Annotated in this window: 20 protein-coding genes and 1 pseudogene; 10 read left to right on the top strand and 11 right to left on the bottom strand. The window is 70.6% G+C overall.

From position 1 onward, the window contains the following. The first annotated feature begins 10 nt into the window (after nucleotides 1-10). Complete coding sequence (locus ACZ48Z_RS12195) at nucleotides 11-184, top strand: hypothetical protein (protein ID WP_468735734.1); 174 nt, start codon at nucleotides 11-13, stop codon at nucleotides 182-184. 674 nt (nucleotides 185-858) lie between these two features. Here the strand turns inward: ACZ48Z_RS12195 and ACZ48Z_RS12190 are convergent. Next, on the bottom strand, nucleotides 859-1,710 hold the full coding sequence (locus ACZ48Z_RS12190; protein WP_468735733.1) for a COG4705 family protein: 852 nt from the start codon (nucleotides 1,708-1,710) through the stop codon (nucleotides 859-861). Between the two features lie 273 nt (nucleotides 1,711-1,983). Between ACZ48Z_RS12190 and ACZ48Z_RS12185 the strand changes: the two genes are divergently transcribed. Further along, nucleotides 1,984-2,322, top strand: a complete 339-nt coding sequence (locus ACZ48Z_RS12185; protein WP_468735732.1) for a hypothetical protein — start codon at nucleotides 1,984-1,986, stop codon at nucleotides 2,320-2,322. 5 nt (nucleotides 2,323-2,327) lie between these two features. Then, nucleotides 2,328-3,266, top strand: a complete 939-nt coding sequence (locus ACZ48Z_RS12180; RefSeq protein ID WP_468735995.1) for a lysylphosphatidylglycerol synthase transmembrane domain-containing protein — start codon at nucleotides 2,328-2,330, stop codon at nucleotides 3,264-3,266. Between the two features lie 92 nt (nucleotides 3,267-3,358). On the opposite strand, the gene ACZ48Z_RS12175 is transcribed toward ACZ48Z_RS12180, so the two are convergent. Beyond that, complete coding sequence (locus ACZ48Z_RS12175; protein ID WP_468735731.1) at nucleotides 3,359-4,114, bottom strand: hypothetical protein; 756 nt, start codon at nucleotides 4,112-4,114, stop codon at nucleotides 3,359-3,361. Nucleotides 4,115-4,279: 165 nt separating this feature from the next. Between ACZ48Z_RS12175 and ACZ48Z_RS12170 the strand changes: the two genes are divergently transcribed. Both ACZ48Z_RS12170 and ACZ48Z_RS12165 read left to right on the top strand, forming a co-directional pair. Continuing rightward, entirely contained in the window at nucleotides 4,280-4,984 is a 705-nt protein-coding gene (locus ACZ48Z_RS12170; protein ID WP_468735730.1) for a response regulator transcription factor, read from the top strand. A gap of 203 nt (nucleotides 4,985-5,187) precedes the next feature. After that, a pseudogene (locus ACZ48Z_RS12165) lies at nucleotides 5,188-5,472 on the top strand (ATP-binding protein); the annotation flags it as partial. Here the strand turns inward: ACZ48Z_RS12165 and ACZ48Z_RS12160 are convergent. Then, a complete protein-coding gene (locus ACZ48Z_RS12160; protein WP_468735729.1) occupies nucleotides 5,473-6,762 on the bottom strand; it encodes an MFS transporter in 1,290 nt (429 codons plus the stop codon). A gap of 397 nt (nucleotides 6,763-7,159) precedes the next feature. On the opposite strand from ACZ48Z_RS12160, the gene ACZ48Z_RS12155 reads away from it, so the two are divergent. Together ACZ48Z_RS12155 and ACZ48Z_RS12150 are read left to right on the top strand one after the other, a co-directional pair. Continuing rightward, entirely contained in the window at nucleotides 7,160-7,999 is an 840-nt protein-coding gene (locus ACZ48Z_RS12155) for a COG4705 family protein (protein ID WP_468735728.1), read from the top strand. Nucleotides 8,000-8,151: 152 nt separating this feature from the next. Beyond that, nucleotides 8,152-9,036: a COG4705 family protein gene (locus ACZ48Z_RS12150; RefSeq protein ID WP_468735727.1), complete on the top strand. Its 885-nt coding sequence runs from the start codon at nucleotides 8,152-8,154 to the stop codon at nucleotides 9,034-9,036. 6 nt (nucleotides 9,037-9,042) lie between these two features. Here ACZ48Z_RS12150 and ACZ48Z_RS12145 read toward each other — a convergent pair whose 3' ends face one another. Genes ACZ48Z_RS12145 through ACZ48Z_RS12125 form a run of 5 tightly spaced genes read right to left on the bottom strand, consistent with a single transcriptional unit; the run spans nucleotide 9,043 to nucleotide 13,030 of the window. Beyond that, nucleotides 9,043-10,419, bottom strand: coding sequence for a sensor histidine kinase (locus tag ACZ48Z_RS12145; protein ID WP_468735726.1), 1,377 nt, complete (start codon nucleotides 10,417-10,419; stop codon nucleotides 9,043-9,045). Continuing rightward, complete coding sequence (locus ACZ48Z_RS12140; protein ID WP_468735725.1) at nucleotides 10,416-11,078, bottom strand: response regulator transcription factor; 663 nt, start codon at nucleotides 11,076-11,078, stop codon at nucleotides 10,416-10,418. The genes ACZ48Z_RS12145 and ACZ48Z_RS12140 overlap by 4 nt, the downstream gene beginning before the upstream one ends. Nucleotides 11,079-11,088: 10 nt before the next feature. Then, nucleotides 11,089-11,763, bottom strand: a complete 675-nt coding sequence (locus ACZ48Z_RS12135; protein WP_468735724.1) for a phosphatase PAP2 family protein — start codon at nucleotides 11,761-11,763, stop codon at nucleotides 11,089-11,091. Then, nucleotides 11,760-12,365 carry a phosphatase PAP2 family protein gene (locus tag ACZ48Z_RS12130; protein ID WP_468735723.1) on the bottom strand — a complete coding sequence of 202 codons (606 nt, stop codon included), beginning with the start codon at nucleotides 12,363-12,365 and terminating at the stop codon, nucleotides 11,760-11,762. The genes ACZ48Z_RS12135 and ACZ48Z_RS12130 overlap by 4 nt, the downstream gene beginning before the upstream one ends. Further along, nucleotides 12,362-13,030, bottom strand: a complete 669-nt coding sequence (locus ACZ48Z_RS12125) for a DedA family protein (protein ID WP_468735722.1) — start codon at nucleotides 13,028-13,030, stop codon at nucleotides 12,362-12,364. The genes ACZ48Z_RS12130 and ACZ48Z_RS12125 overlap by 4 nt, the downstream gene beginning before the upstream one ends. A gap of 131 nt (nucleotides 13,031-13,161) precedes the next feature. Here ACZ48Z_RS12125 and ACZ48Z_RS12120 point away from each other — a divergent pair, with 131 nt between their 5' ends. After that, a complete protein-coding gene (locus ACZ48Z_RS12120) occupies nucleotides 13,162-14,403 on the top strand; it encodes an MFS transporter (RefSeq protein WP_468735721.1) in 1,242 nt (413 codons plus the stop codon). A gap of 42 nt (nucleotides 14,404-14,445) precedes the next feature. Here the strand turns inward: ACZ48Z_RS12120 and ACZ48Z_RS12115 are convergent, their stop codons facing one another. Continuing rightward, complete coding sequence (locus tag ACZ48Z_RS12115; protein WP_468735720.1) at nucleotides 14,446-15,180, bottom strand: polysaccharide deacetylase family protein; 735 nt, start codon at nucleotides 15,178-15,180, stop codon at nucleotides 14,446-14,448. Further along, nucleotides 15,177-16,565, bottom strand: coding sequence for a glycosyltransferase (locus ACZ48Z_RS12110; protein ID WP_468735719.1), 1,389 nt, complete (start codon nucleotides 16,563-16,565; stop codon nucleotides 15,177-15,179). Before ACZ48Z_RS12110 ends, ACZ48Z_RS12115 begins: the two co-directional genes overlap by 4 nt. A gap of 141 nt (nucleotides 16,566-16,706) precedes the next feature. Between ACZ48Z_RS12110 and ACZ48Z_RS12105 the strand changes: the two genes are divergently transcribed. After that, entirely contained in the window at nucleotides 16,707-17,132 is a 426-nt protein-coding gene (locus ACZ48Z_RS12105; protein WP_468735718.1) for a BlaI/MecI/CopY family transcriptional regulator, read from the top strand. A gap of 4 nt (nucleotides 17,133-17,136) precedes the next feature. Beyond that, complete coding sequence (locus ACZ48Z_RS12100; protein ID WP_468735717.1) at nucleotides 17,137-18,144, top strand: M56 family metallopeptidase; 1,008 nt, start codon at nucleotides 17,137-17,139, stop codon at nucleotides 18,142-18,144. 1,203 nt (nucleotides 18,145-19,347) lie between these two features. On the opposite strand, the gene ACZ48Z_RS12095 is transcribed toward ACZ48Z_RS12100, so the two are convergent. Then, complete coding sequence (locus ACZ48Z_RS12095) at nucleotides 19,348-19,800, bottom strand: SRPBCC family protein (RefSeq protein ID WP_468735716.1); 453 nt, start codon at nucleotides 19,798-19,800, stop codon at nucleotides 19,348-19,350. Nucleotides 19,801-19,889 lie beyond the last annotated feature (89 nt).

Here is a 19,889-nt window from a genome sequence, read left to right as displayed (position 1 = left end):
GCCTTACGTCATGACGCTCTTCCTGATCCTCGTCATCGTGGCAATCGTGCTGGGCATCATCGGCGTCGCCGCCGAAGGACTGTTCTACCTGCTCATCATCGGGATCGCGGTGCTCGTCGCGGCCCTGGTGTACCTGGGCATGCACATTCGGGGCTCCGGCCGGCATCAGCGCACGCTTCGCTGAGACCGGGCGGGGCCCAACCGGTGACCGGCCGTTCCCGGCAGCCTCGGGCGGCCGGACAGGCGCCCGGGGCTGTCCGGCCGAATGGCGTGGTGCGTGCTCCGGGGGAAGGCAGTTGTACCGACCGACGCGAGTCTGTCGAGTGGGCCACGGGCAGCGGCTCGCCGGCATCGTCCACTCCCAGTCCGGCTGACCGGGTATGACCCGCCCAGTCACCTTCCAGCGGACTGCCGGCGCGGAGTAGATCGGCTCGTCCAAGCAAAGGCTGGACGGCTTCACCGGCGCGGCCGGCCGCGCCGATCTCGGGCACCGTTGCCTCGCCTTCCAGGTGAACCGGCGAACCGGAGACGACGAGTCGACTGGCACCGAGCCAACCTCGCTCACCGGCTATGCAACCGACCCGCCACGAGGTGATCCATCGCCGAAGGGATCGATGGGCCCACGCCTCCGCCCTCCCTCAGGAGCATCCGAGGGCGGGCCTGGTAGCCCTCGAGCCAGGCCCGTCTTCACCGCCAGATAGACGGCGAAGCAGTCGTCGGTGTCGCACACGACAGCCACTCCTGTAGGCATTCGATCCCTCTCAAGCCGCACCTGCGCCCAATAAGACCATCTTGCTCGGCGTCGTGCGGGACACTGCCCGACATCCGTCTCATCGCCTCTCGTTCCGCCCTGTGTGATCAGGGCCCCGGCGTAATCCGGAACAGGTCGGGCGACGGATTGGCCGGGCAGGAGGCGCTTCCCTCAGCGCTCCGGCAACCCCTGTCGCGTTGCGACACGGCCAGGTAGCCGACGAAGCTGATGATCGCCACCGTCCAGGCGAGGGTGACCGGTGCCAGGCCGAGGGCGAGGCCCCCGCGGGTGTGGGGGAGGGCCATCCAGTCGGCGAGGGAGGCTCCGAGGGGGCGGGTGATGACATAGGCGGTCCAGAACGCGGTCACCGCGCCGAGGGCCCCGAAGCGGTGGGCCAGAGCGGGTGCGCAGATGGCGACTGCGAAGAGGGCCACCGAGCCCAGATAGCCGAAGCCGACCGTGGCGGTGAGATCGCCCGTGGCCGTGCCGAGGGCGAAGGTGGCGAGAACGGCCGCCCAGTAGAACGCCTCGCGGCGCCGGGTCCGGATCGTGTGGATGGAGAGGGTCCGCTCGCTCGCGTACCAGAGGGCGAAGACCGTGGCCAGTACGACGAGGAACGCCGGGGTCGAGACGGCGTAGGGCACGCCGAGGCCGACGTGCAGGACATCGGCGGCCATGGTGCCGAAAACGCTGACCATGACGACGGCGGTCCAGTAGGCCCAGGCGACGTACCGGCGGAGCGTGAACTGCACGGCCAGAGACGCCGCCAGGGCGAAGCCGCCGAGCGCCACCGCCGGGATCGGGCCGAGCGTGCGGGCCAGGAGGTCCGACGCCGTCTCGCCCATGCCGGTGGTCAGCACCTTGATGATCCAGAAATAGACGGTCACCTCCGGCACCTTGTTCGCCAGTCGGCCTGCTGGGGCGAGTGGGCGTTCGTCGAGGACAGGCTCTGCGTTCATGATCCGCACGATCGCACTTCGAGCATGAACGCATCCTGAACGGTGCGCGGGGCAGCGGCGGCACGTGGGCGCGGTAGGACCCGGCAGGCAAGGATCGGCACCCGGTTGATCTCCACCGATGACCAAGCCCTACTAGGGCCTGCTCGTCCGGTAGCGGGTGAGGGAGACCACCTCTTCTCACCCGTCTCTAACCGGCGAACCGTACGGTGAAGTGGCCTCCTACGTAATGTAGAAGAACATGGTTCCGGGGCGCGTGACGACGAAAGGTGCGGGATGGCCGACGGTCCGAACGTCACGACGCCCGGTGCCTCTCGCACCGGCTTCCCACCCCGGACGGCCCGGCCCCGGCGTCGGTGTGGCGAACCTTGGCTCGCGGCCGTCGCGGGGGCTTTCACGCTCGCCCAGCTCGTCCTCGTACGACCGGATCTCGGTCTCGGCTGGGGCGAGACCGGCATCTCTCTGCCTGCCGCGCCGATCGCGTCGTGGTCCGACTTCGCCGCCCTGCTGAGGTTCTACCCGGCGGCGCTCTCCGGTCTGGGCCTCTACTTTGCCCTGCGCGTCTGGCGGGCCCTCCACGCCTACGTCGCCCCCTTCGTCCGGCAGGGGCGGTGACCGCTGTGACTGTGTCCGACAGCGTGAGCGTGACCGTGGGCAGGCGCTACTACGTGCAGCTGGGCATCACCCTCGCGGGGCTCGTCGCCGCCGTCGGCATGCTCGCGGCGCACCGGGCCACCCTCGACAGCGGTACCGACCAACTGGCCGCCGCCGACGGGGAATGGCTGGTGCTCGCCTGCTTCGCCACGGTCGCCACGTGGGTGTGCGCGGCTGTGGCACAGCAGGGGGCGGTCATCGAGCGGCTGCCGAGGGGACGGCTGGTGGCCGCCCAGTTCGCGGCGTGCGCCGCCAACCACATCCTGCCCGCAGGAGCCGGGGCGAGCTTGGTCAACCTGCGGTTCCTGACGCGGTGTGGCCTGTCCACCAGGCGCTCGGCGACCGCGCTGGCTGTGAAGGCGGCAGTTGGCGGGATCGTCCGGTGCGTGCTGGGCGTCGTCCTGCTGGTGGCATCACCGGGTGCTGTCCCGCTGTCGGCGCGGGTCCCCCACGTGCTGGTCCTGGCACCGGTGGCGGCGGCAAGCGTCGTGCTGGCGGTGGTGGCCAGTGGCCGGCTCAGGCAGGTGGTGGGGCGGGCCGTGACCGACGTGCGGGAGGTGCATCGCTGTCGAGGGCGGGCCTGCGCTCTGTGGGGCGGCTCGGTCGCGTTCGCGTTGCTGCACGCGGCCGTGGTCGTGGCCGTGGTCCACGCGCTCGGGCTCGCGTTGCCCACGAGCCATGTGGTGCTGGCGTACCTCGTCGCCAGCGGCGCGGCGGCCCTGCTTCCCACGCCCGGTGGACTGGGGTCGCTGGACGCCGCGCTCGCCTTCGCGCTCACGGCCGCCGGAGCACCGGGGCACACGGCGATCTCGGCGGTCATCGGCTACCGCCTGCTCACCGGATGGCTGCCGATGGCACCGGGACTGCTGGTCCTGGGGTTGCTGGCCCGCCGTTCGGCGCTGTGAGCCGGTGGCTGTGCTCGCAACCCTCGTGCCGCCAGAACCAGCCGTAGACCGTGACGACACACCCGTGCCTGTCCTGGCCCGGTCCAGCTCCTCTAGCCCCTGACCGCCGTCAACACGTTCTCCTCGAAGGGGCCGCCCTTGACGGTGACCTCCTTCACGGTGCCGATGCCCTTGACGTAGTACTTGTTGTCCACGACGCCGGGCTCCAGCGGCGTCCATTCCTTTGTGTGCAGGGTCCCGGTGAAGGTCTTGTACGGGACGGACACTCGGGAGGTCAGGTCCAGGACCTGGAAGCGGTCCTCGGCCTGGCCGGGGTAGTACTCCTGCTGTCCGGCGGCGCCGGGGACGGGGTGGGCGGGCAGGAAGATGCCCGGGCGGGCGCCGTCATGGCCGGCGCGCCAGGTGCCCTCGGTGGAGAGCATGTTGCCGTGGGCGTCGAGTTCCGCGGTGTCCTCGCCGAAGTACCAGACGTTTCCGGCGGCGTCCTGGGCGTAGTAGTCGCGGGTGGCCTCCTGGAGGGTGCGGCCGGTGTAGAGGCGGTCCGAGACGACACGGCAGGGGATGCCGGTGACCTTCTCGGTCTCGCGGGTCGCGATCAGGTACTCCGTGGTCTTCACACCGTCCTTGATGCCGCTGTAGACCAGCGTCCGGCCGGGCGGCAGCGGGAACCACGGGTTGTCGACGGTCGCCGAGAAGCTGCGGGGAGCGGGGCTGGTCGTCATCGGTGCCGCGGACTGGTGGCTGGAGCTTCCCGAACCCGGGGAACAGGCCGTCAGTACGACCGTGGCCGTGCAGCCGGCGGCGACGGTGAGGGCCAGTGCGCTGCGTTTCCTGCCTTTGCCGATCATCGGGACTCCCTCGTCGAACTGTGGCTTCGAGCCTGCTCGCGAGTGGCTAAGGGGACCCTGAAACGATCCCCACGAGCCCCTGAGGGGTCTGCTCGGATCGACTCAGCGTCTCCTTAGCCACCCCCACTACGCTGGACACGAGCGGGGTCTGCGCGAGGAGGCGCCATGCGGATTCTCGTGGTCGAGGACGAAGCGCCCATGGCGGAGCTGATGCGGCGATGCCTGGCGGAGAACGGTTTCGCGGTCGACGTGGCAGCCACCGGCGAGGACGGCCTCTGGTACGCCGGGGAGACCGACTACGACGTGATCGTCCTGGACGTGATGCTGCCGGGCGCCGACGGGTTCGGTGTGCTGCGTGAGATCCGCGCCGCCGGCCGGTGGGCGCCCGTCCTGCTGGTCACCGCACGGGACGCCGTCGAGGACCGGGTGCGCGGTCTGGATCTGGGCGCGGACGACTACCTCGTCAAGCCGTTCGCGCTCGCCGAACTATTGTCCCGGCTGCGCGCGCTGATGCGCCGGGGCGCCCGTGAGCGGCCCGCCGTTCTCACCGTGGGCGATCTCAGCCTCGATCCGGCGTCCCGCTTCGTGGCCCGCGGCGGTGTGCCGATCACCTTGACGGCCAAGGAGTTCGCGCTGCTGGAGTGCCTGATGCGGCGGCCCGGGCAGGTGCTGTCCAAGGCCGAACTCATCGAACACGTCTGGGACTTCACCTTCGACGCGGATTCGAACGTCGTGGAGGTGTACGTGGGCTACCTCCGGCAGAAGATCGACCGGCCCTTCGGACGGCGGTCACTGCGCACCACCCGGGGCGCCGGCTACTGGCTGAGAGACGACCGCAAGGACGACGCGGATCATGCGCGCGCTGGCTAGGCTCCCCGTCCGGCTCCGCCTGACCCTGGCCTTCTGCCTGGCGATGGCGATCGTGCTCACCGCGCTGGGCGCCTTCCTCTACACCCGGCTGGGCACCGAACTGACCCGCGCGGTCGACCTGGACCTGAGGGCACGGGCCGCGGCCACCGTCGGCTCGCCTGCCCAGCGTGAACGGCCCCGCTGGACGCGGGCAGTGGACTCATCGCGTGGACCTTCTCGCGATCGACGAGCTCGGATACATGGAACTGGACCGCCGCGGCGCGGAGTTGCTGTTCCAGGTGCTGACCGAGCGGGAGGAGAAGAACAGCGTCGCCATCGCCTCGAACGAATCGTTCGGCGGGTGGACGAAGACCTTCACCGATCCGCGGCTCTGCGCAGCCATCGTCGACCGCCTGACCTTGGGAGGGAACATCATCGAGACCGGCAGCGACTCCTACCGGCTCGCCGGCACCAGGGCCGCCCGGGCCCAAAATGCCACCGCGAGCTGATCAGTCCTTGCTCTCCCAGGCAGCGGCTTCTGCGCCGTGCCGACTCAGGTCAGCTGTCGAGGGATCGAGTTCGTCGGCAGTACGGGCCCCTCGGGTGGGAGAAAACGTCAGTACGAGTGCCTGGACGACTGCTCCGGACAGTCCGATCCACAGGGCGAAGCGATAGCTGACCTGGTCGGCGAGTACTCCGCCAAGTGGTGCCCCCACCGCTACCATTCCCCAGTTCATCGAGCGGATCGTCGCGTTCATCCGCCCGCGCAGCCGATCGGGTGTCACCGCCTGGCGGTAGCTCATCTCCACCGGGCTTTCGACTCCGATGGCCAGGGACACGAGGAAGAAGCCGAGCGACACGGAGGCAAGCGCCCACGGTCCACGCACGGCCAAAACCAGGGGCAGCCAGCCGATGGCGGCGAGCAGGCGGAAGGCGACCAGAGTGGCGCCGACGTCCAGTCTTCTGGCCACGCGCCCGGAGAGCGCACCGCCGAGTATCACGCCGACACTCGCGAAGGCGTAGGTGACCCCCAGACCGAACGTCCCGATCTTGAGGCTGTGCAGGGCGAAGACCACGAAGACCGTGCTCACCATGCTGTTGAAGAGGAGCATCGCGTGCGAGGTCAGGGCGATGGACGCCAGCGTGCGATGCCGGTAGACCCACGCCACGCCCTCCCGCAGCTCGCTGCCCAGGCTGCGCCGTGCGCCTCGGTCGGGAACGGGGTCGGGCGCCTTCACCGACGCGAGCAGCAGGCCGGAAATCAGATAGGTGACGGCGTCCACGAGCACGGCCAGCGGCGCTCCCATGATTTTGATCAGTACCCCGGCGATCAGCGGGCCGGTCGAACCGGCCACCGCGTCGGCCTGTTGCACACGGGCGTATCCCGCGTTGAGCAGTTCTTTGGGCACCAGCTGTGGCACATACGACTGGTTCGCCGCCTCGAACAGCAAGGACAACACCCCGAACACGAAGACGAACATGCACAGAGCGGGGATGCTAAGCCGATCCAGCGCATACAGCACCGGTATCGCACCGAGCAGAGCTGCTCTTCCGAGGTCCGTGACGACCATCATCGGCTTGCGCCGCCAGCGGTCCACCACAACCCCGGCTATGAGTCCGAAGAGCAGATACGGAACCCAGCGGGCGGCGTTGACGATGCCTACCTCTGTGGCGGATGCGCTCAGTGCCACGGCGGTAAGGATCTGCAAGGCCAGCCCCGTGACCTGAGAACCGAACGCAGACACAGCCGAGGCGGTCAAGAAACGTACGTACCCAGGGACTTCCACCAGGCGCGGCATGATCGGACCGTATCAGCGAAGATCACTGGCAGACGATGGCGGAACAAGTCACCCAATGACGGCAGACATGCGCCAGTGTTGTCGGCTCTCATCAATGTTTCCGAGCGATCTGATCGTTAAGCGCTGCCCAAAACCAGCGATAAACGTTGCCCGCTCTCGCTTACGAAACCAGCGCAGCCAGGCCGTCACCCGGTCAGCGGGCGGTTGGGGGACAGCCGGACGGCTCAAGGCGGCCTTCTTCCATGGCGGCGGACGGGACGGGGCGGAACGCCGCTATGCAGGAGCCGTGATCGTCGGTCGTCATGGTGATCATCGTGCCCGGGTGAAGGGAGTGGGGCAGTCGATGCCGCACGGCAGTCAGGATGCGTTCAGGTATCCCGTGGCACGGTCGGGCCTCATGACATACGAGACCTCACAGACGCCCACGCCCTCGGCGGCCGACCCCCAGGTGTCGCCCTCCGGTCGCCGACTGGGCTGGAACAAGGTGCCCGAAGTCACCGTCTACTTCTGGGTCATCAAGGTGCTGTGCACGACGGTCGGCGAGACCGCGGCCGACCTGCTCAACGAGAAGGCCGGTCTCGGTCTGACCGGTGTGTCGGTGCTGATGAGCGCGCTTCTGGCGGTCGTTCTGGTGGTGCAGTTCCGTACCAGCGCCTACCGCGCGGGTGTGTACTGGCTCGCCGTCGCCCTGATCAGCGTCGTCGGCACACTGATCAGCGACAACCTCACCGACAACATGGGCGTACCGCTGGAGACCAGCACCACCGTATTCGCGATCATCCTCGCGATCGTCTTCGTGGTCTGGTACCGGCGCGAGCGGACCCTGTCCATCCACCACATCGACACCACGAGCCGTGAGGCGTACTACTGGCTCGCCGCGCTGTTCACCTTCGCCCTCGGCACCGCGGCCGGTGACCTGGTCTCGGAGCGCATGGACCTGGGCTACTGGCTCTCCGCGGTCCTGTTCGGCCTTGCCATCGCAGCGGTCGCCCTCGCGCACTTCAAGCTCGGTCTGGACGCGGTGTGGAGCTTCTGGATCGCCTACATCCTCACCCGTCCGCTCGGCGCGTCCATCGGGGACTACCTCTCCCAGCCCAGCGGAGACGGCGGCCTGGGCCTGGGCACCGTCATCACCAGCGCGCTGTTCCTCACGGTCATCCTCGGCCTGGTCGTGTACCTCTCGGTGACCCGCAAGGACGTGGCGCAGCCGCAGTACTCCGTCCGACACGCAGCCTGAGCAGGCAAGCTGCAGCCGTTCAGGATGCGTTCAGGGTGGCGCTGCCAGGGTCGGTTCCGGCGATCACTGTTCGGAGTCGCCTGATCGCACAGGGTGCTTGTTCGCGTCGCGGGCAGGCACCCTGCTGTTCGACCGCATTGGAGCCCCCCACCTTGCAGAAACCGGAAATGCTCACCGACCTCGACGTCGCGAGTGCGACCAAGTCGGTGATGAAGAAGCTCCCAGAAGTGACGCTGGCGTTCTGGATCATGAAGATCACCGCCACCACCCTCGGCGAGACAGCCGGCGACCTGTTCGCGCAGACCCTCGGGCTCGGCTACTTCCTGACCACGATCGCGCTGTTCCTGATCTTCGTGGTGACTCTGGTCGTCCAGCTCGGGTCCAGCCACTACAACCCGTTCTCCTACTGGACGGTGATCCTGTCGACCAGCATGGCCGGCACCACGATGTCCGACTTCATGAACCGTGACGCGAGCGCCAAGTACCTCTCGGGCGGGGCCACTTCACTCGGCTGGGGTCCGCAGGGCCTCGGCATGGGCTATCCGACCGGTGCCGCGATCCTCCTCTCGATCCTGCTGGTCATCTTCGCCGTCTGGAAGGCGACCGGGATGACCTTCCAGATCCGGGACATCGTCACCTTCCGCGGCGAGGCTCTGTTCTGGTCGGCGATCCTCGTCTCAAACACCCTCGGCACCTCCCTGGGTGACTTCCTCTCCGACAGTTCAGGCCTCGGTTACGCCGGCGGCGCGCTCCTCGTGACGGGCGCACTGGCCGTCCTCGTCCTGCTGATGAAGGTGCCGGTCGTGCCGAACGTGCTGCTGTTCTGGATCGCCTTCGTCCTTACCCGCCCCCTGGGAGCCGCCGCCGGTGACCTGCTGACCAAGCCGGTCACCAGGGGCGGCCTGGACCTCGGTACGGCGGAATCTTCCGCCGTGCTGCTGGCCGTTCTGGTCGGGATGATGGCGTACGCCCAGGTACAGGAGCGCAGAACACCGCAGATGGCCCACCGGGAGCCGGTCGCCCACCGGGCCGACTGAACCACGTCATCCGGCGGGCAGGTCGACCAGGAAACGTGCTCCGGGTGTGTGCCCGGGGTCGTGGGAGACCTCGCCGCCGACGGAGCGGGCCAGGCGCCGCGCGAGCGGCAGTCCCAGGCCTGCCCCGTCATGCCCGTCGCCGGAGTCCGCGCGCCGGCCGGGCTGGAAGAGGTCGTCGAGGAACTCCTCCGGTACGCCAGGGCCGTCGTCCGTCACGTCGATGCGGACGCCGCCGGGCACCTGCCTCGCGGACGCGGTCACCGTGGAGCCGGCATAGCGAACAGCATTGGCCAGCAGCGGGCTGACGACGCGCTCCAGAAGAGCCGAAGCGACGCCCGCCACAAGCTGCTGGCCCGGCACGTCGACGACGGTCCTCAGCCGCGTCCGTGCGTCGAGGTCCTCGACCAGCCGACGCAGCACGGGAGCGACAGCGGTGGCACCGACGGCCGTGGCGGTGTTCCGCGCGCCATCGCGGGCGTCGTTCAACAGGGTGTCGCAGATGGTGCGCATGGACTGGGCGGCCTCCGCGATCACCTTGTGGGTGGCGTCGGTCTCGGCGGCCGAGCGCGGGCGGGCACGCCACCAGTCGAGCTCGACGATGATCCGGGTGAGCGGGGTGCGCAGTTCGTGGGACAACTCCCCGGTCAGCTGCTGCTCGTGACGCAGCACGGTGCGAATGCGGTCCAGTAGCGCGTCCAACGAGGTTCCCAGGCGGGCCAGTTCGGCCGGCTGGTCCTCGGCGCCGAAACGCTGGTCGGAACCGACGGCACTCCACTGGGTGGCCTGGTCGGTCATGGTGCGCACGGGGCGCAGCGCCCGTCCGACGGCCAGCCGCGTCAGCGCGTAGGTGCACGCGAGCATGACGGCGTCCAGGATCAGCGAGCCCGACAGCAGGGTGGCGGCGGAGTTGCGGTAAGGGGCGAGATCCACGGCCGTGACGACGGTGGCGGTGCTGCGATGGCCGGACACGGGCTGGGAGCACAGGCGGACGAAACGGGGGTTGTCGGTGTGCACGGTCGCACAGACAGGCTTGCCCCGGGCGGCGAGCCGGTGGGCGGCCTGAGTCAGCGCACTGTGGGCCGTGGCGGACGGCGGCTTTTCCAACAACCGTGTCCCGGTGTAGATCCACACGTTCGTGTCGAGCAGGCTGTCGTTGACCGTCTCCAGGACCCGCACCCGGGGCCCGCTGGTGTCGACGGTGGTGGCGACGGCGGCGGCACGGTTGCGCAGTTCGTCGTCCGCCTGGTGCCGGAGGTGCCGGTCCATCACGGTGTTGAACACGACGGTCAGCACGGTCATCAGGAGCGCGGCGGTGGTCAGCGCTACGAGCGAGAGCCGACCGCGCAGCGTGCGGGGCGCCAGACGGCGCGCGAGCCGGTTCATGACAGCCGATGCCCGATCCCGCGTGTCGTGGTGAGACCGAGGCCGCTGCCCGCTTCGCGCAACTTGCGGCGCAGCCGGCTCAGATACTGGTCGAGGGTGTTGTCGCTGACCTGCGCGCCGTCCGGCCAGGCGGCCCTTACCAGGTCGCGGCGGGACACGAGGGCCCCGCCTGCGGCCATGAGCGTGGCCAGCAGACGGAACTCCGTGGGAGACAGGTCGATGTGGACGTCGCCGACCTGCGCGCTGTGCCGCATCGCGTCCAGGGCCAGGTCTCCGGCGGTGGCCACGGCCGCGGGTGCGGCCCGTTTGAGTGCGGCCCGCAGCCGGGCCACGAGTTCGGCGAGATGGAACGGCTTGGAAAGGTAGTCGTCGGCTCCGGCGGAGAACCCGGACAGCCGGTCGGTGAGGTGGTGGCGGGCCGTCAGGAAGATGATCGGGGCGGCGAAACCGCCTGCGCGCAGTGCCTGGCAGACGTCCCGGCCGTCCGCGTCGGGCAGCCCGACGTCCAGGACGACGGCCGCGATGTCGGTGGTGGCCAGCCGCAGGGCGGTGGCGCCGTCGGCGGCGGGTACGGGGTCGAAGTCCTCGTCGAGCAGGCCTCGGCGCAGCACGTCACGCAAGGCGTGATCGTCCTCGACGACCAGGATCTTGTGGCGCATGGCCCTCCGTTCAATTGTCCGGCGTGCGTGGCGTACCGGAGACGAACGATGCGGGCAGCCACCGGGTCATCGTGTACAGGCACACTCCGAGCCATCCGGTGGCGAACAGCCAGCCGCCGATGACGTCGGTGAACCAGTGCACGCCGAGATAGACCCGGGACAGGCCCACCAGCACGCCCCAGCAACCGACGACGACCCGAAGCGGGGTGGCGCCGCGCGGGGTGCGCAGTGAGACCGCGACGATCAGCAGCCCGGCGGTGAGGGCCGCTGTCGTGGTGTGCCCGGAGGGGAAGGCCCAACCGCCCGCCGACGCCGCCCAGTCGGCATGCGCCGGGCGCGGCCGCTGGACGACTGCCATCACCCCGTAGCGCAGCGCCTGACCTGTTCCCAGACAGGCAAGGCTCAGCGCGGCGGCCCACATCCTTCGCCGAACGGTTCGCCCCGCGACCACACCGGCCAACGCCGCGAGGGCGTAGGGGACGGCGCCGCTGCCGGTATCGGTCACCCCTCGGGCCAGCGCCCCGGCGACCTCCGGCCGATGGTCGAGCGACCAGGCCAGGAATCCGTCGTCCGTCCACAGCGGAGCGCCGTTCTGCCCGATCACCACCATCGTGAGGACGCCGAACGCCACCCAGGCGCCGAGACCGACCGTCCCGGCCAGGTCGGCGGCGTCGCGCCGATTCATGAGGCGCTCAGCAGCCGGCGCAGGCGGCCGGAGCCGATCCAGCGGTCCACCGATCGCGACCACCGTCGCAGCACGAGCATCGCCAACAGCGCGACGAGGCCACCGACCAGCACGCCTGCCAGGACGTCGTGCGGATAGTGCGCGCCGACCCACACCCGCGAGACCGCCATCGCCAGGGCCGCCACGGCCGCGACCGCCCCCAGCCGACGCGAGACGAACAGCAGGGCCACGGCAGCCGCGGCGGCGATCGCCGCGTGGTTGCTGGGGAAGGACCAGTCGCCGGGCACCGGACACGTCTCCAGGGTCTGCACTCGAAGGCTCTGGCACGGCCGGTCCTCACGCACCGCCAGCTTCGTCAGGGCGTCCATGCCATACGCAACGACCACGACCACCGGCACGGCGAGCGCCGTCACCGCGGCCGCGCCACCGGCCCGTCGCGCGGACCACCAGCCGATGCCCGCGAGGACGGCGAACACCGCGAGCCCGTACGTCGACCAGAACGACACCGCGCCGTCCAGCCGGGCCGGCGCGTGCCGGGCCAGACGCACCACGTCGAGGTAGGTGGTGCCGTCGACCGACGACCCGTCAAGAGCCATGATCACGTGCGTTCTCCCTTGGATCGAGCATCCCGCCGAGCCCGGTACACCTCGGCAGCCAGGGGGAGCAGCGACACGAGAACGATCAATGCCACCAGCGGGAGCAGGTAACGGTCGACGTTCGGGATCGACGAGCCCAGCGCGTACCCCGCGAGGGTGAGTCCGAGGCTCCACACGAGGCCGCCGATGATCTGCCACAACGTGAACGCGCGCACCGGCACCTCCAGCGCGCCGGCCATCGGATTGAGTACGGTCCGCACCACCGGCACGAAACGGGCCAGTGTGATCGCCTTCGCGTGTCCGTATCGCTCCAGGAGTTCCTCGGCGCGTTTCGCACCCTCGCGCAGACGCTGCGAGCGGCTACGGGCCAGCAGTGCTCCACCCGCCTTCCGGCCGAGCACATAGCCGCACTGCGCCCCGGCCAGGGCGCCTGCCGCCGCCGCGAACAAGAGCGGTCCCAGCGACAGGCGCACACTCGACTCCGCCGAGCCGGTGCACAGCAGACCCGCTGTGAAGAGCAGCGAGTCGCCCGGCAGGAAGAACCCGACCAGCAGCCCTGTCTCGGCGAACATCGCCACCCCGACGCCCAGTACGCCGAACGCCGCCAGCAGCGAATGGGCGTCGAGCACGTTCACGGCCAGTTGCGACGCCGGATGGATGGGTGGGGACATCGGCGGGAGCCCTTTCCAGCAGATGATTTCCCGCAGATCCACGGTCCTGCGGGGGACCTTGCTGACAGAGCCTACCTCTACATGATGTAGTAGATGTTCCGCGGTTGGCCGACAAAGTCCCGGGAGGCGACGTGAAGTCCACCCGCTCCGCGTCCGCACCGGCGGGCGGACCGGCCCGGCGCCTGTCTCCGTGGCGGTTCGTCGTGCTGTTCGGGGGCGTCAGCCTGCTGATGGACTTCGTCTACGAGGGGGCACGTTCGGTCACCGGCCCACTGCTCGCCCGGCTGGGCGCCTCGGCGGTCGTGGTAGGTGTGGTCACTGGGGCGGGGGAGGCCGCCGCACTCGGACTGAGGCTGGTCTCCGGGCCGCTGGCCGACCGCAGCCGCCGTTTCTGGACATGGACGATCGCCGGATACGTCCTGACCGCGGTCAGTGTCCCGGTGCTCGGGCTCGCGGGTGTCCTGTGGGTGGCGAGCGCGCTGGTGATCGCCGAGCGGATCGGCAAGGCGGTGCGCTCCCCGGCCAAGGACACCTTGCTCTCGCACGCCACCGCCGCCACCGGCCGCGGGCGGGGATTCGCTGTCCACGAGGCGCTGGACCAGGTCGGCGCCCTGCTCGGTCCGCTCACGGTCGCCGGCGTCCTCGCCCTCACCGGTGACGACTACGCGCCCGCGCTGGGTGTTCTCGCGCTGCCCGGCGTGGCCGCGATCGGCCTGCTCGTGTGGCTGCGGGCCAGGGTCCCCGACCCGATCGCCTACGAGACGGCTGCCGTCGCCCCGGCGCCCGGAGTCGCGTACGCCACCACGCCTCAGGACGTGAGGCTGCCCCCGGCCTTCTGGGCCTACGCGGCCTTCACGGCGGCGACCCTGACGGGTTTCGCCACCTTCGGTGTCCTCTCCTATCACCTGGTGACCCGCCATCTGATGTCCGTCGCGACGGTCCCCGTGCTGTACGCGGCGGCGATGGCCGCCGACGCGCTGGCGGCCCTGGCCACGGGCTGGCTGTACGACCGGTACGGCGCCCGGGTCCTGGTCGTGCTGCCTGTACTGTCCGCCGCGGCTGCAGCCCTCGCCTTCACCGGCACGCTGTGGATCGCTGTGGTCGGCGCCCTGGTGTGGGGCGCCGCCGTCGGCGTACAGGAATCCACCCTGCGCGCCACCGTCGCCGACCTGGTGCCGAGCGGCCGGCGGGCCACCGCCTATGGTCTTTTCGCCGGGATTCTCGGCGCCGCCGCCCTGGTCGGCGGCGCGCTGACCGGGGCCCTGTACGACGTCTCCGTCCCCGCTCTGGTCGTCACCGTCACCGGTGTCCAAGCCGCTGCGCTCATCCTGCTGTGGACCACCCGGGCCGCGCGTGGCATGTCGGAGAGGTAGGGCGTCCGAGGTCCGAGGTCCGAGGAGAGTTTCCTGTGGCGGTCAGGGCCGGGGCCGTCCGTGCTCGCGCAGCGGTCCGACCCCGAAACCCCGTTCCGCACAGGTGTCGAGGATCCGGGGCAGGGCGCCCAGAGTCGAACGCCAGGCTTCCGGGGCGGAAGTGCAGTCGGAGTCGTGGAGCAGGATCGTGCCGCCGCCGTCCAGGTCGGCGGTGACGGTGCGGTGGACGGAGTGCGGGGTGGCGCGTGCCGTCCAGTCCTCTCCCCAGCAGGTCCACAGCACCGGGGTCAGGTCGAGGCGGCGGGCCGCGAGGTGGGCCGCGGTGGACATGACGCCGTACGGGGGCCGGAAGAGCGCGGGCGGCCGTCCGGTGATCGTGCCGACGGTGTCGCGGGCCCCGCGGAGGTCGTCATGGGTGGCGCGCGGGCCACGCAGCAGCAGGGGGCGGTGCAGCCAGCCGTGGACGGCGATCTCGTGACCGGCCGCCGCGATCTCGCGGACCAGGCAGGGGGAGCGGTGTGCCTCGCTGCCGAGCAGGAAGAACGTGGCGTGTACTCCGCGCCCGGCGAGCAGCCGTAGAAAGTGTGGGGTGGAGCGGGGGCCGGGGCCGTCGTCGAAGGTCAGGGCGATGTGGTTCGCGCGGCCGCGGGCCGAGAGGCGGGGCATGAGGCGGTTGCGCAGCGGTCCGAAGGTGGAGACGACGGGTGCGGCGTGGGCGGCGGCGAGGACGGGTACGGCGGCGAGGGCGGCCGTGCGCAGCGTCGGGGCGATGTTCACGAGTGGTCGTCCTGCGACGGGGAGGTGTGCTCCGGTGGGAAGCCGTCCGGGTCGAGGCGGTGGCTGATGGCGTGGATGAGGTCGGGACCGTCGTAGGTCGTCGCCACCCCGGTGGCGCCGGCGCAGGCGCACACGACGGACGCGAGGACGGCCGTGGCAGCGAGCCGGCGCGTTGTGCGGTGCCGGTGTACAACCGGGCGAAATGCCGGGTCGGGGACTCCTGACCGGTGCTCGCGCGCAATCTCGGCCGTAGGGCAGCTGTCGGGGGACTGAGCGAACAGGGCGAATCCGGTTGCCCGTTGGCGGTGTCCGAGCGGTCCGTCGATGAGATCGCACAGCACTGCCTTGAGGTCGGCCGGGTCGCGTATCCACACGGCCGCACCGGCCTCGTCCATGGCTGCGGCGTTGGTCAGCCCGTGCCCGGGTATGCAGCGGTAACTGGCGACGGGCAGGCCGCAGGCGAACGCCTCCAGCGAGGTGAGCCCGCCGGCGTTCTGCACCAGGACGTCGGCGGCGTGCATCAGGGAGGGCATGTCGTCGACCCAGCCGAAGGCGTGGTCGATGCCGTCGGCGCGCAGCTGCTCGGCCAGGGCCTCGTTGCGGCCGCAGACGACGACCGGGACGGCGGCGCCGCAGTCACGCAGCTCCCGGGCCACGGTGCGGACCGGGCCCACGCCCCAGGACCCGGCGACCAGCAGAGCCGGCGGGGCGTGGGACGGCAACCCGAACCTCCCCCGGGCGCGGGCACGCGCCCGTGCGTCGCAGGGCCGGAAACGGGGGTCCGTGACCGGCCCGCGCACTCGCACGTCCCGGGCCCCGGCCGCACGCGCCTGGCCGGCGGGTACGGCGTGAGCGGCGAGGTGGACGTCCACACCCGGCGCGACCCACAGCGGATGTACCGAGAAGTCGGTGAGATAGGTGAGGACGGGCACGGCCAGCCGACCGTCCAGGCGCAGGTCGCCCAGGACCCGGCTGGCCCCGGGATACGTCGAGACGACGGCTCCGGTGCCCGGATGCAGGGCGCCCAGCATCCGGTCCTGCGCCGTGCGCAGCAGCGCCCGCGCCACCGGCCCGCCGCCCCCGGCGCGCTCGGTGCTGGAGTAGATCCGCTGATAGGCCCAAGGGGCTCGCACCAGCATCCGGTGACAGCCCTCCTGAACGGTGCGGCCCAGGTGGGCGGGGAGCAGGTCCAGCAGATCAAGGCGGTCCACGGTGTAGCCCTGCGCGGTCAGACGGCGGGCGAGCTCGGCGGCGGCACCGTCGTGACCGGCTCCGACACTCGCGGAGGCGACCGCGACCCGCCCCGCGCCGGGCGGCGCGGCGGACTGCGGAGGAGGGGCGCCCGTGAGTGCGTGTCTGGACGCCGTGCTCGCGCGGTGGGGCATGGGTTTCCTCCGCAGGGGACGGGAGCAGCAGAACTCTACGAGTTGTAGTAGTTCGCGGTTCGAAGCCCGGAGCATACCTCCTACAACTAGTAGGAGGTGGCCGGGTAGTCTGTGCGGACGGTCGGCGAACGGAGGCATCCGGTGCAGGAGCGAGAGGACGGCGGCGCCCGCGGGGCGCTTGGCAGGCGAGCCCGCGGCGAGCTGGAGGGCGATGTCCTCGCCGCGCTCTGGGCCGCCGACGGCCCCCTGACCGCCGGCCAGGTCCGGCAGGCGCTGCCGGGCGACCTGGCCTACACGACCGTCCTGACCATCCTGTCCCGGTTGCACGACAAGGAGATGCTCGTCCGGCACCGCGAGGGGCGCGGCTACGCCTACGAGCCGGTGCGCGACGAGGCGTCCCACACCGCCCAACGCATGCACTCACTGCTGGAGGGCGGCACCGACAGAGAAGCGGTCCTCGCCCGCTTCGTGTCGGAGCTGTCCATACAGGACGAGCACATGCTCCAGCAGCTCCTGTTCGGGAACGGATCCCGTGCCGAGGACGACCGCCCTGGCGGGAGGTCGTGAAGCCGTGCTGATCACCGTGTACGTCCCGTTCGCCGTCACGGCCGTCCTGGCCGTGCTCGCACCCCGGCTGGCGCCCCTTCTGCCCCCGCGTCCCACCGCCTGGGCGCTGGCCTGCGTCGCGCTCGTCACCTCCGTCGGCTGGGCGGGGGCACTGGCTCTGCTGGCGTTCACCGGTGTGGCGCAGATCCCGGAGGTCGCGGAGCAGGGCCGCTGGTCGGTGGCCGCACTGCGCGCGGAGGACCCGGTGTACCTGGTCGTCGCGGCCGCCAGCGCCCTCGTGCTGGCTGTGGGCACCGTCTCGCTGGGCGTGGCCGCCGTACGGCAGACCCGTCACCTTGTCCGGGCGCGGCGGGAGTGCGCCCAGCTACCACAGGAGACGGAGCTGGCGGTCCTGGACGACGACGCCCCGATCGCCTTCGCGCTGCCCGGAAAGCCCGGACGCGTCGTCGTCTCCCGCGGGATGCTGCGCTGCCTCGGCGACCGGGAGCGCGCGGCCCTGCTCGCGCACGAGCGGGCCCATCTGCGCGGGCGCCATCACCTCTTCCAGGGCCTGTGGCGGCTCGCGGCGGCCCTGAACCCCCTGCTGCGGCCGTTGGCCGTGGCGGGCGACTTCGTCCTGGAACGCTGGGCCGACGAGGAGGCCGCAGCTCGGGTCGGCGACCGCACCGTCGTCGCCCATGCGGTCGGCCGTGCTGCCCTGGCCTCCACCGGCGTGTCCCGCCCCGCGGCCCTGGCCGCGACCGGCGGGGTGGTGCCGCAGCGGGTGCGCGCCCTGCTGGCCCCGCCGCCCGCACGTCGCAGGCTGCCGCTGGTTGCGGGCGGCCTGCTCCTGACCGTGTGCTGCGCGAGCCTCGCCAATGCCGCGTCCGACAGCGATCGGATCATGGACAGCGCCCAGTGCGCGACGTACGCAGCTTCCGCGGGCGCACCGTCGGCGGAAGACCACGGGCACGGGCCCGACTTCTGCTTCGGCGAACACGATCGCCGCGAACTTCAGGAGCACGGCCCGTAACGAGGCGGCTAGGACATGTCGGCTACGCGTACTCAGGGCGCGAGCAGTCCGCGTCCGAACCGGTCCTCGCTGGCTCGGGCCCGGGCAGGGCGACGAAGTAGCCGCCGCCCGTGGGGGACACTCGACGAGAGGTTCCTCGATCAGGCAGGGGCTGGGTGGGCTCGCACCGCCGTTGCATGTCCTGGCGGCACCGGGCAGCAGACGGCTCGACGGCGGTCCCTTTCTGAGGCCGCCCCCGAGGCGACCCGTCGGAGGCTGTGCGCGATGGACGGGGAATCCGCTGGGGGCGGGTTTGAGACCGCATTCCGGACTGGCGCGACCGCCCGGCATGACCGGACTGTGCTTGTCCCACGGCGGAAGGCGTCTTCGCCAGCTGCGGCAACGCCTGCGCGACGACACGGCTGGCCGCGGACTTTCTCGACGGGACGGTGCCGACGGGACGTGCGCTGCACAGGGCCCGGACTGCCGATGGCGCAGTGACCAAGGGCAGACGCCGCGCTCGGCGTCACTCACTGATGGGGATCGTGGTGGGTGCGCGGGCGTACCCGAGTCGGACGTGTCCGACGGGCTCGGCGTCGGCGCTCGCGGGCCGGGGCAGCGCGGTTCAGACCGAGCCCGGTTTGCGTACGGCCGGTGTCGGCACTCCGAGCACTTTCGCGAGTGGGGGCACGAGGCGGAAGCGGACGGAGTGTTACTGGATGGCCACCTTGCCCTTGCCGGTCCGGCACGGCAAGCCCGCGGGGGCGGCCCAGGTGGACATCAGGCAGGCGTGCGATTTCGCGCGCTTGAAGTCGTCGTTCACGGTCCTGACTGTTTCGTGGGGTTCCTTTCAGACGTCCAGTCAATTGCACCAACTCATGAAACGCGATCGCCCCACGTGGACCGCCGGGTGTCGTGGTGTTTCCCGAGCGGTCACCTATGAAACAACCTCGGTGTTCGGGTGTCGTGTCTTCGAGTCGGCGGACGTCTTCGCCACCGACCACGACACCGGTTCGCGTGAGTGACGTACTGGCCGCTGGTGGGTCGTACGGGTCGCCCTATTGCGGTCCCACCTCCAGCACGGTCACCGAATCTGGGACCACGTTCATGTCGAGCCCTTGAGTGAGTCACCGTGGCGGGCCGGTTTCACCGCAGAGGTCAGCGGTATGAGGGCTGGGGCATGGCATCGCGGCGGCCATCCCGATCCCGGCGACCACCGGCACCTCACGCATCCGGACCGAGTCCGGTGCGGGCTTCCACCCGCTGCTTGAGGCCGGTGTTGAAGGCGGCGTACCCGTCTTTTTTGGGTGTTCTGAGGAAGGGCCGGATCAGGGTGACCAGGGCGCCGGAGAATTCCTCGTGGTTGGTCAGGCGGGTGGTGCCGTCGTGGTTGGGGGAAAGGACGAAGGAGTGCCGGCCGTGGAACAGCTGCTTGATGCCGAGCGTGCCGACCCACCGCAGTTCCTGGCCGGGCGTCGCCACGGTGACCGTGGGCCTGAAGGTCATGCCCGGCATGCGCATCGTGAGCCGGCTTCCCACTTGGGCGGTTCCCTCGGCCGCGGAGAAGGTGCTCCATTCGCCGTAGGCGGCGAAGTCGGTGAGGACGTCCCACACCGCTTGCGGGGTGGCGTCGATGTCGATGACCGCGGTGAGGACCGGCTTCATGGTGGTTTCCACTTCTGGCTGGTGCGGGAGGGCAGGGGCGGGGTTTCGGCGAGCGAGTGGTCCGCCGGTGGCCGGTGGGGCCGGGCAGCGGCGTGGGGCGC

It is taken from the genome of Streptomyces sp. NPDC031225, from assembly GCF_055570355.1.
This window is presented reverse-complemented; position numbering and strand designations above follow the sequence as displayed.

Coding starts and splice junctions, on each gene's coding strand:
- ACZ48Z_RS12195 (WP_468735734.1), top strand. CDS start 11: ATGACGCTCTTCCTGATCCTCGTCATCGTGGCAATCGTGCTGGGCATC.
- ACZ48Z_RS12190 (WP_468735733.1), bottom strand. CDS start 1,710: ATGAACGCAGAGCCTGTCCTCGACGAACGCCCACTCGCCCCAGCAGGC.
- ACZ48Z_RS12185 (WP_468735732.1), top strand. CDS start 1,984: ATGGCCGACGGTCCGAACGTCACGACGCCCGGTGCCTCTCGCACCGGC.
- ACZ48Z_RS12175 (WP_468735731.1), bottom strand. CDS start 4,114: ATGATCGGCAAAGGCAGGAAACGCAGCGCACTGGCCCTCACCGTCGCC.
- ACZ48Z_RS12170 (WP_468735730.1), top strand. CDS start 4,280: ATGCGGATTCTCGTGGTCGAGGACGAAGCGCCCATGGCGGAGCTGATG.
- ACZ48Z_RS12160 (WP_468735729.1), bottom strand. CDS start 6,762: ATGCCGCGCCTGGTGGAAGTCCCTGGGTACGTACGTTTCTTGACCGCC.
- ACZ48Z_RS12155 (WP_468735728.1), top strand. CDS start 7,160: ATGACATACGAGACCTCACAGACGCCCACGCCCTCGGCGGCCGACCCC.
- ACZ48Z_RS12145 (WP_468735726.1), bottom strand. CDS start 10,419: ATGAACCGGCTCGCGCGCCGTCTGGCGCCCCGCACGCTGCGCGGTCGG.
- ACZ48Z_RS12140 (WP_468735725.1), bottom strand. CDS start 11,078: ATGCGCCACAAGATCCTGGTCGTCGAGGACGATCACGCCTTGCGTGAC.
- ACZ48Z_RS12135 (WP_468735724.1), bottom strand. CDS start 11,763: ATGAATCGGCGCGACGCCGCCGACCTGGCCGGGACGGTCGGTCTCGGC.
- ACZ48Z_RS12125 (WP_468735722.1), bottom strand. CDS start 13,030: ATGTCCCCACCCATCCATCCGGCGTCGCAACTGGCCGTGAACGTGCTC.
- ACZ48Z_RS12110 (WP_468735719.1), bottom strand. CDS start 16,565: ATGCCCCACCGCGCGAGCACGGCGTCCAGACACGCACTCACGGGCGCC.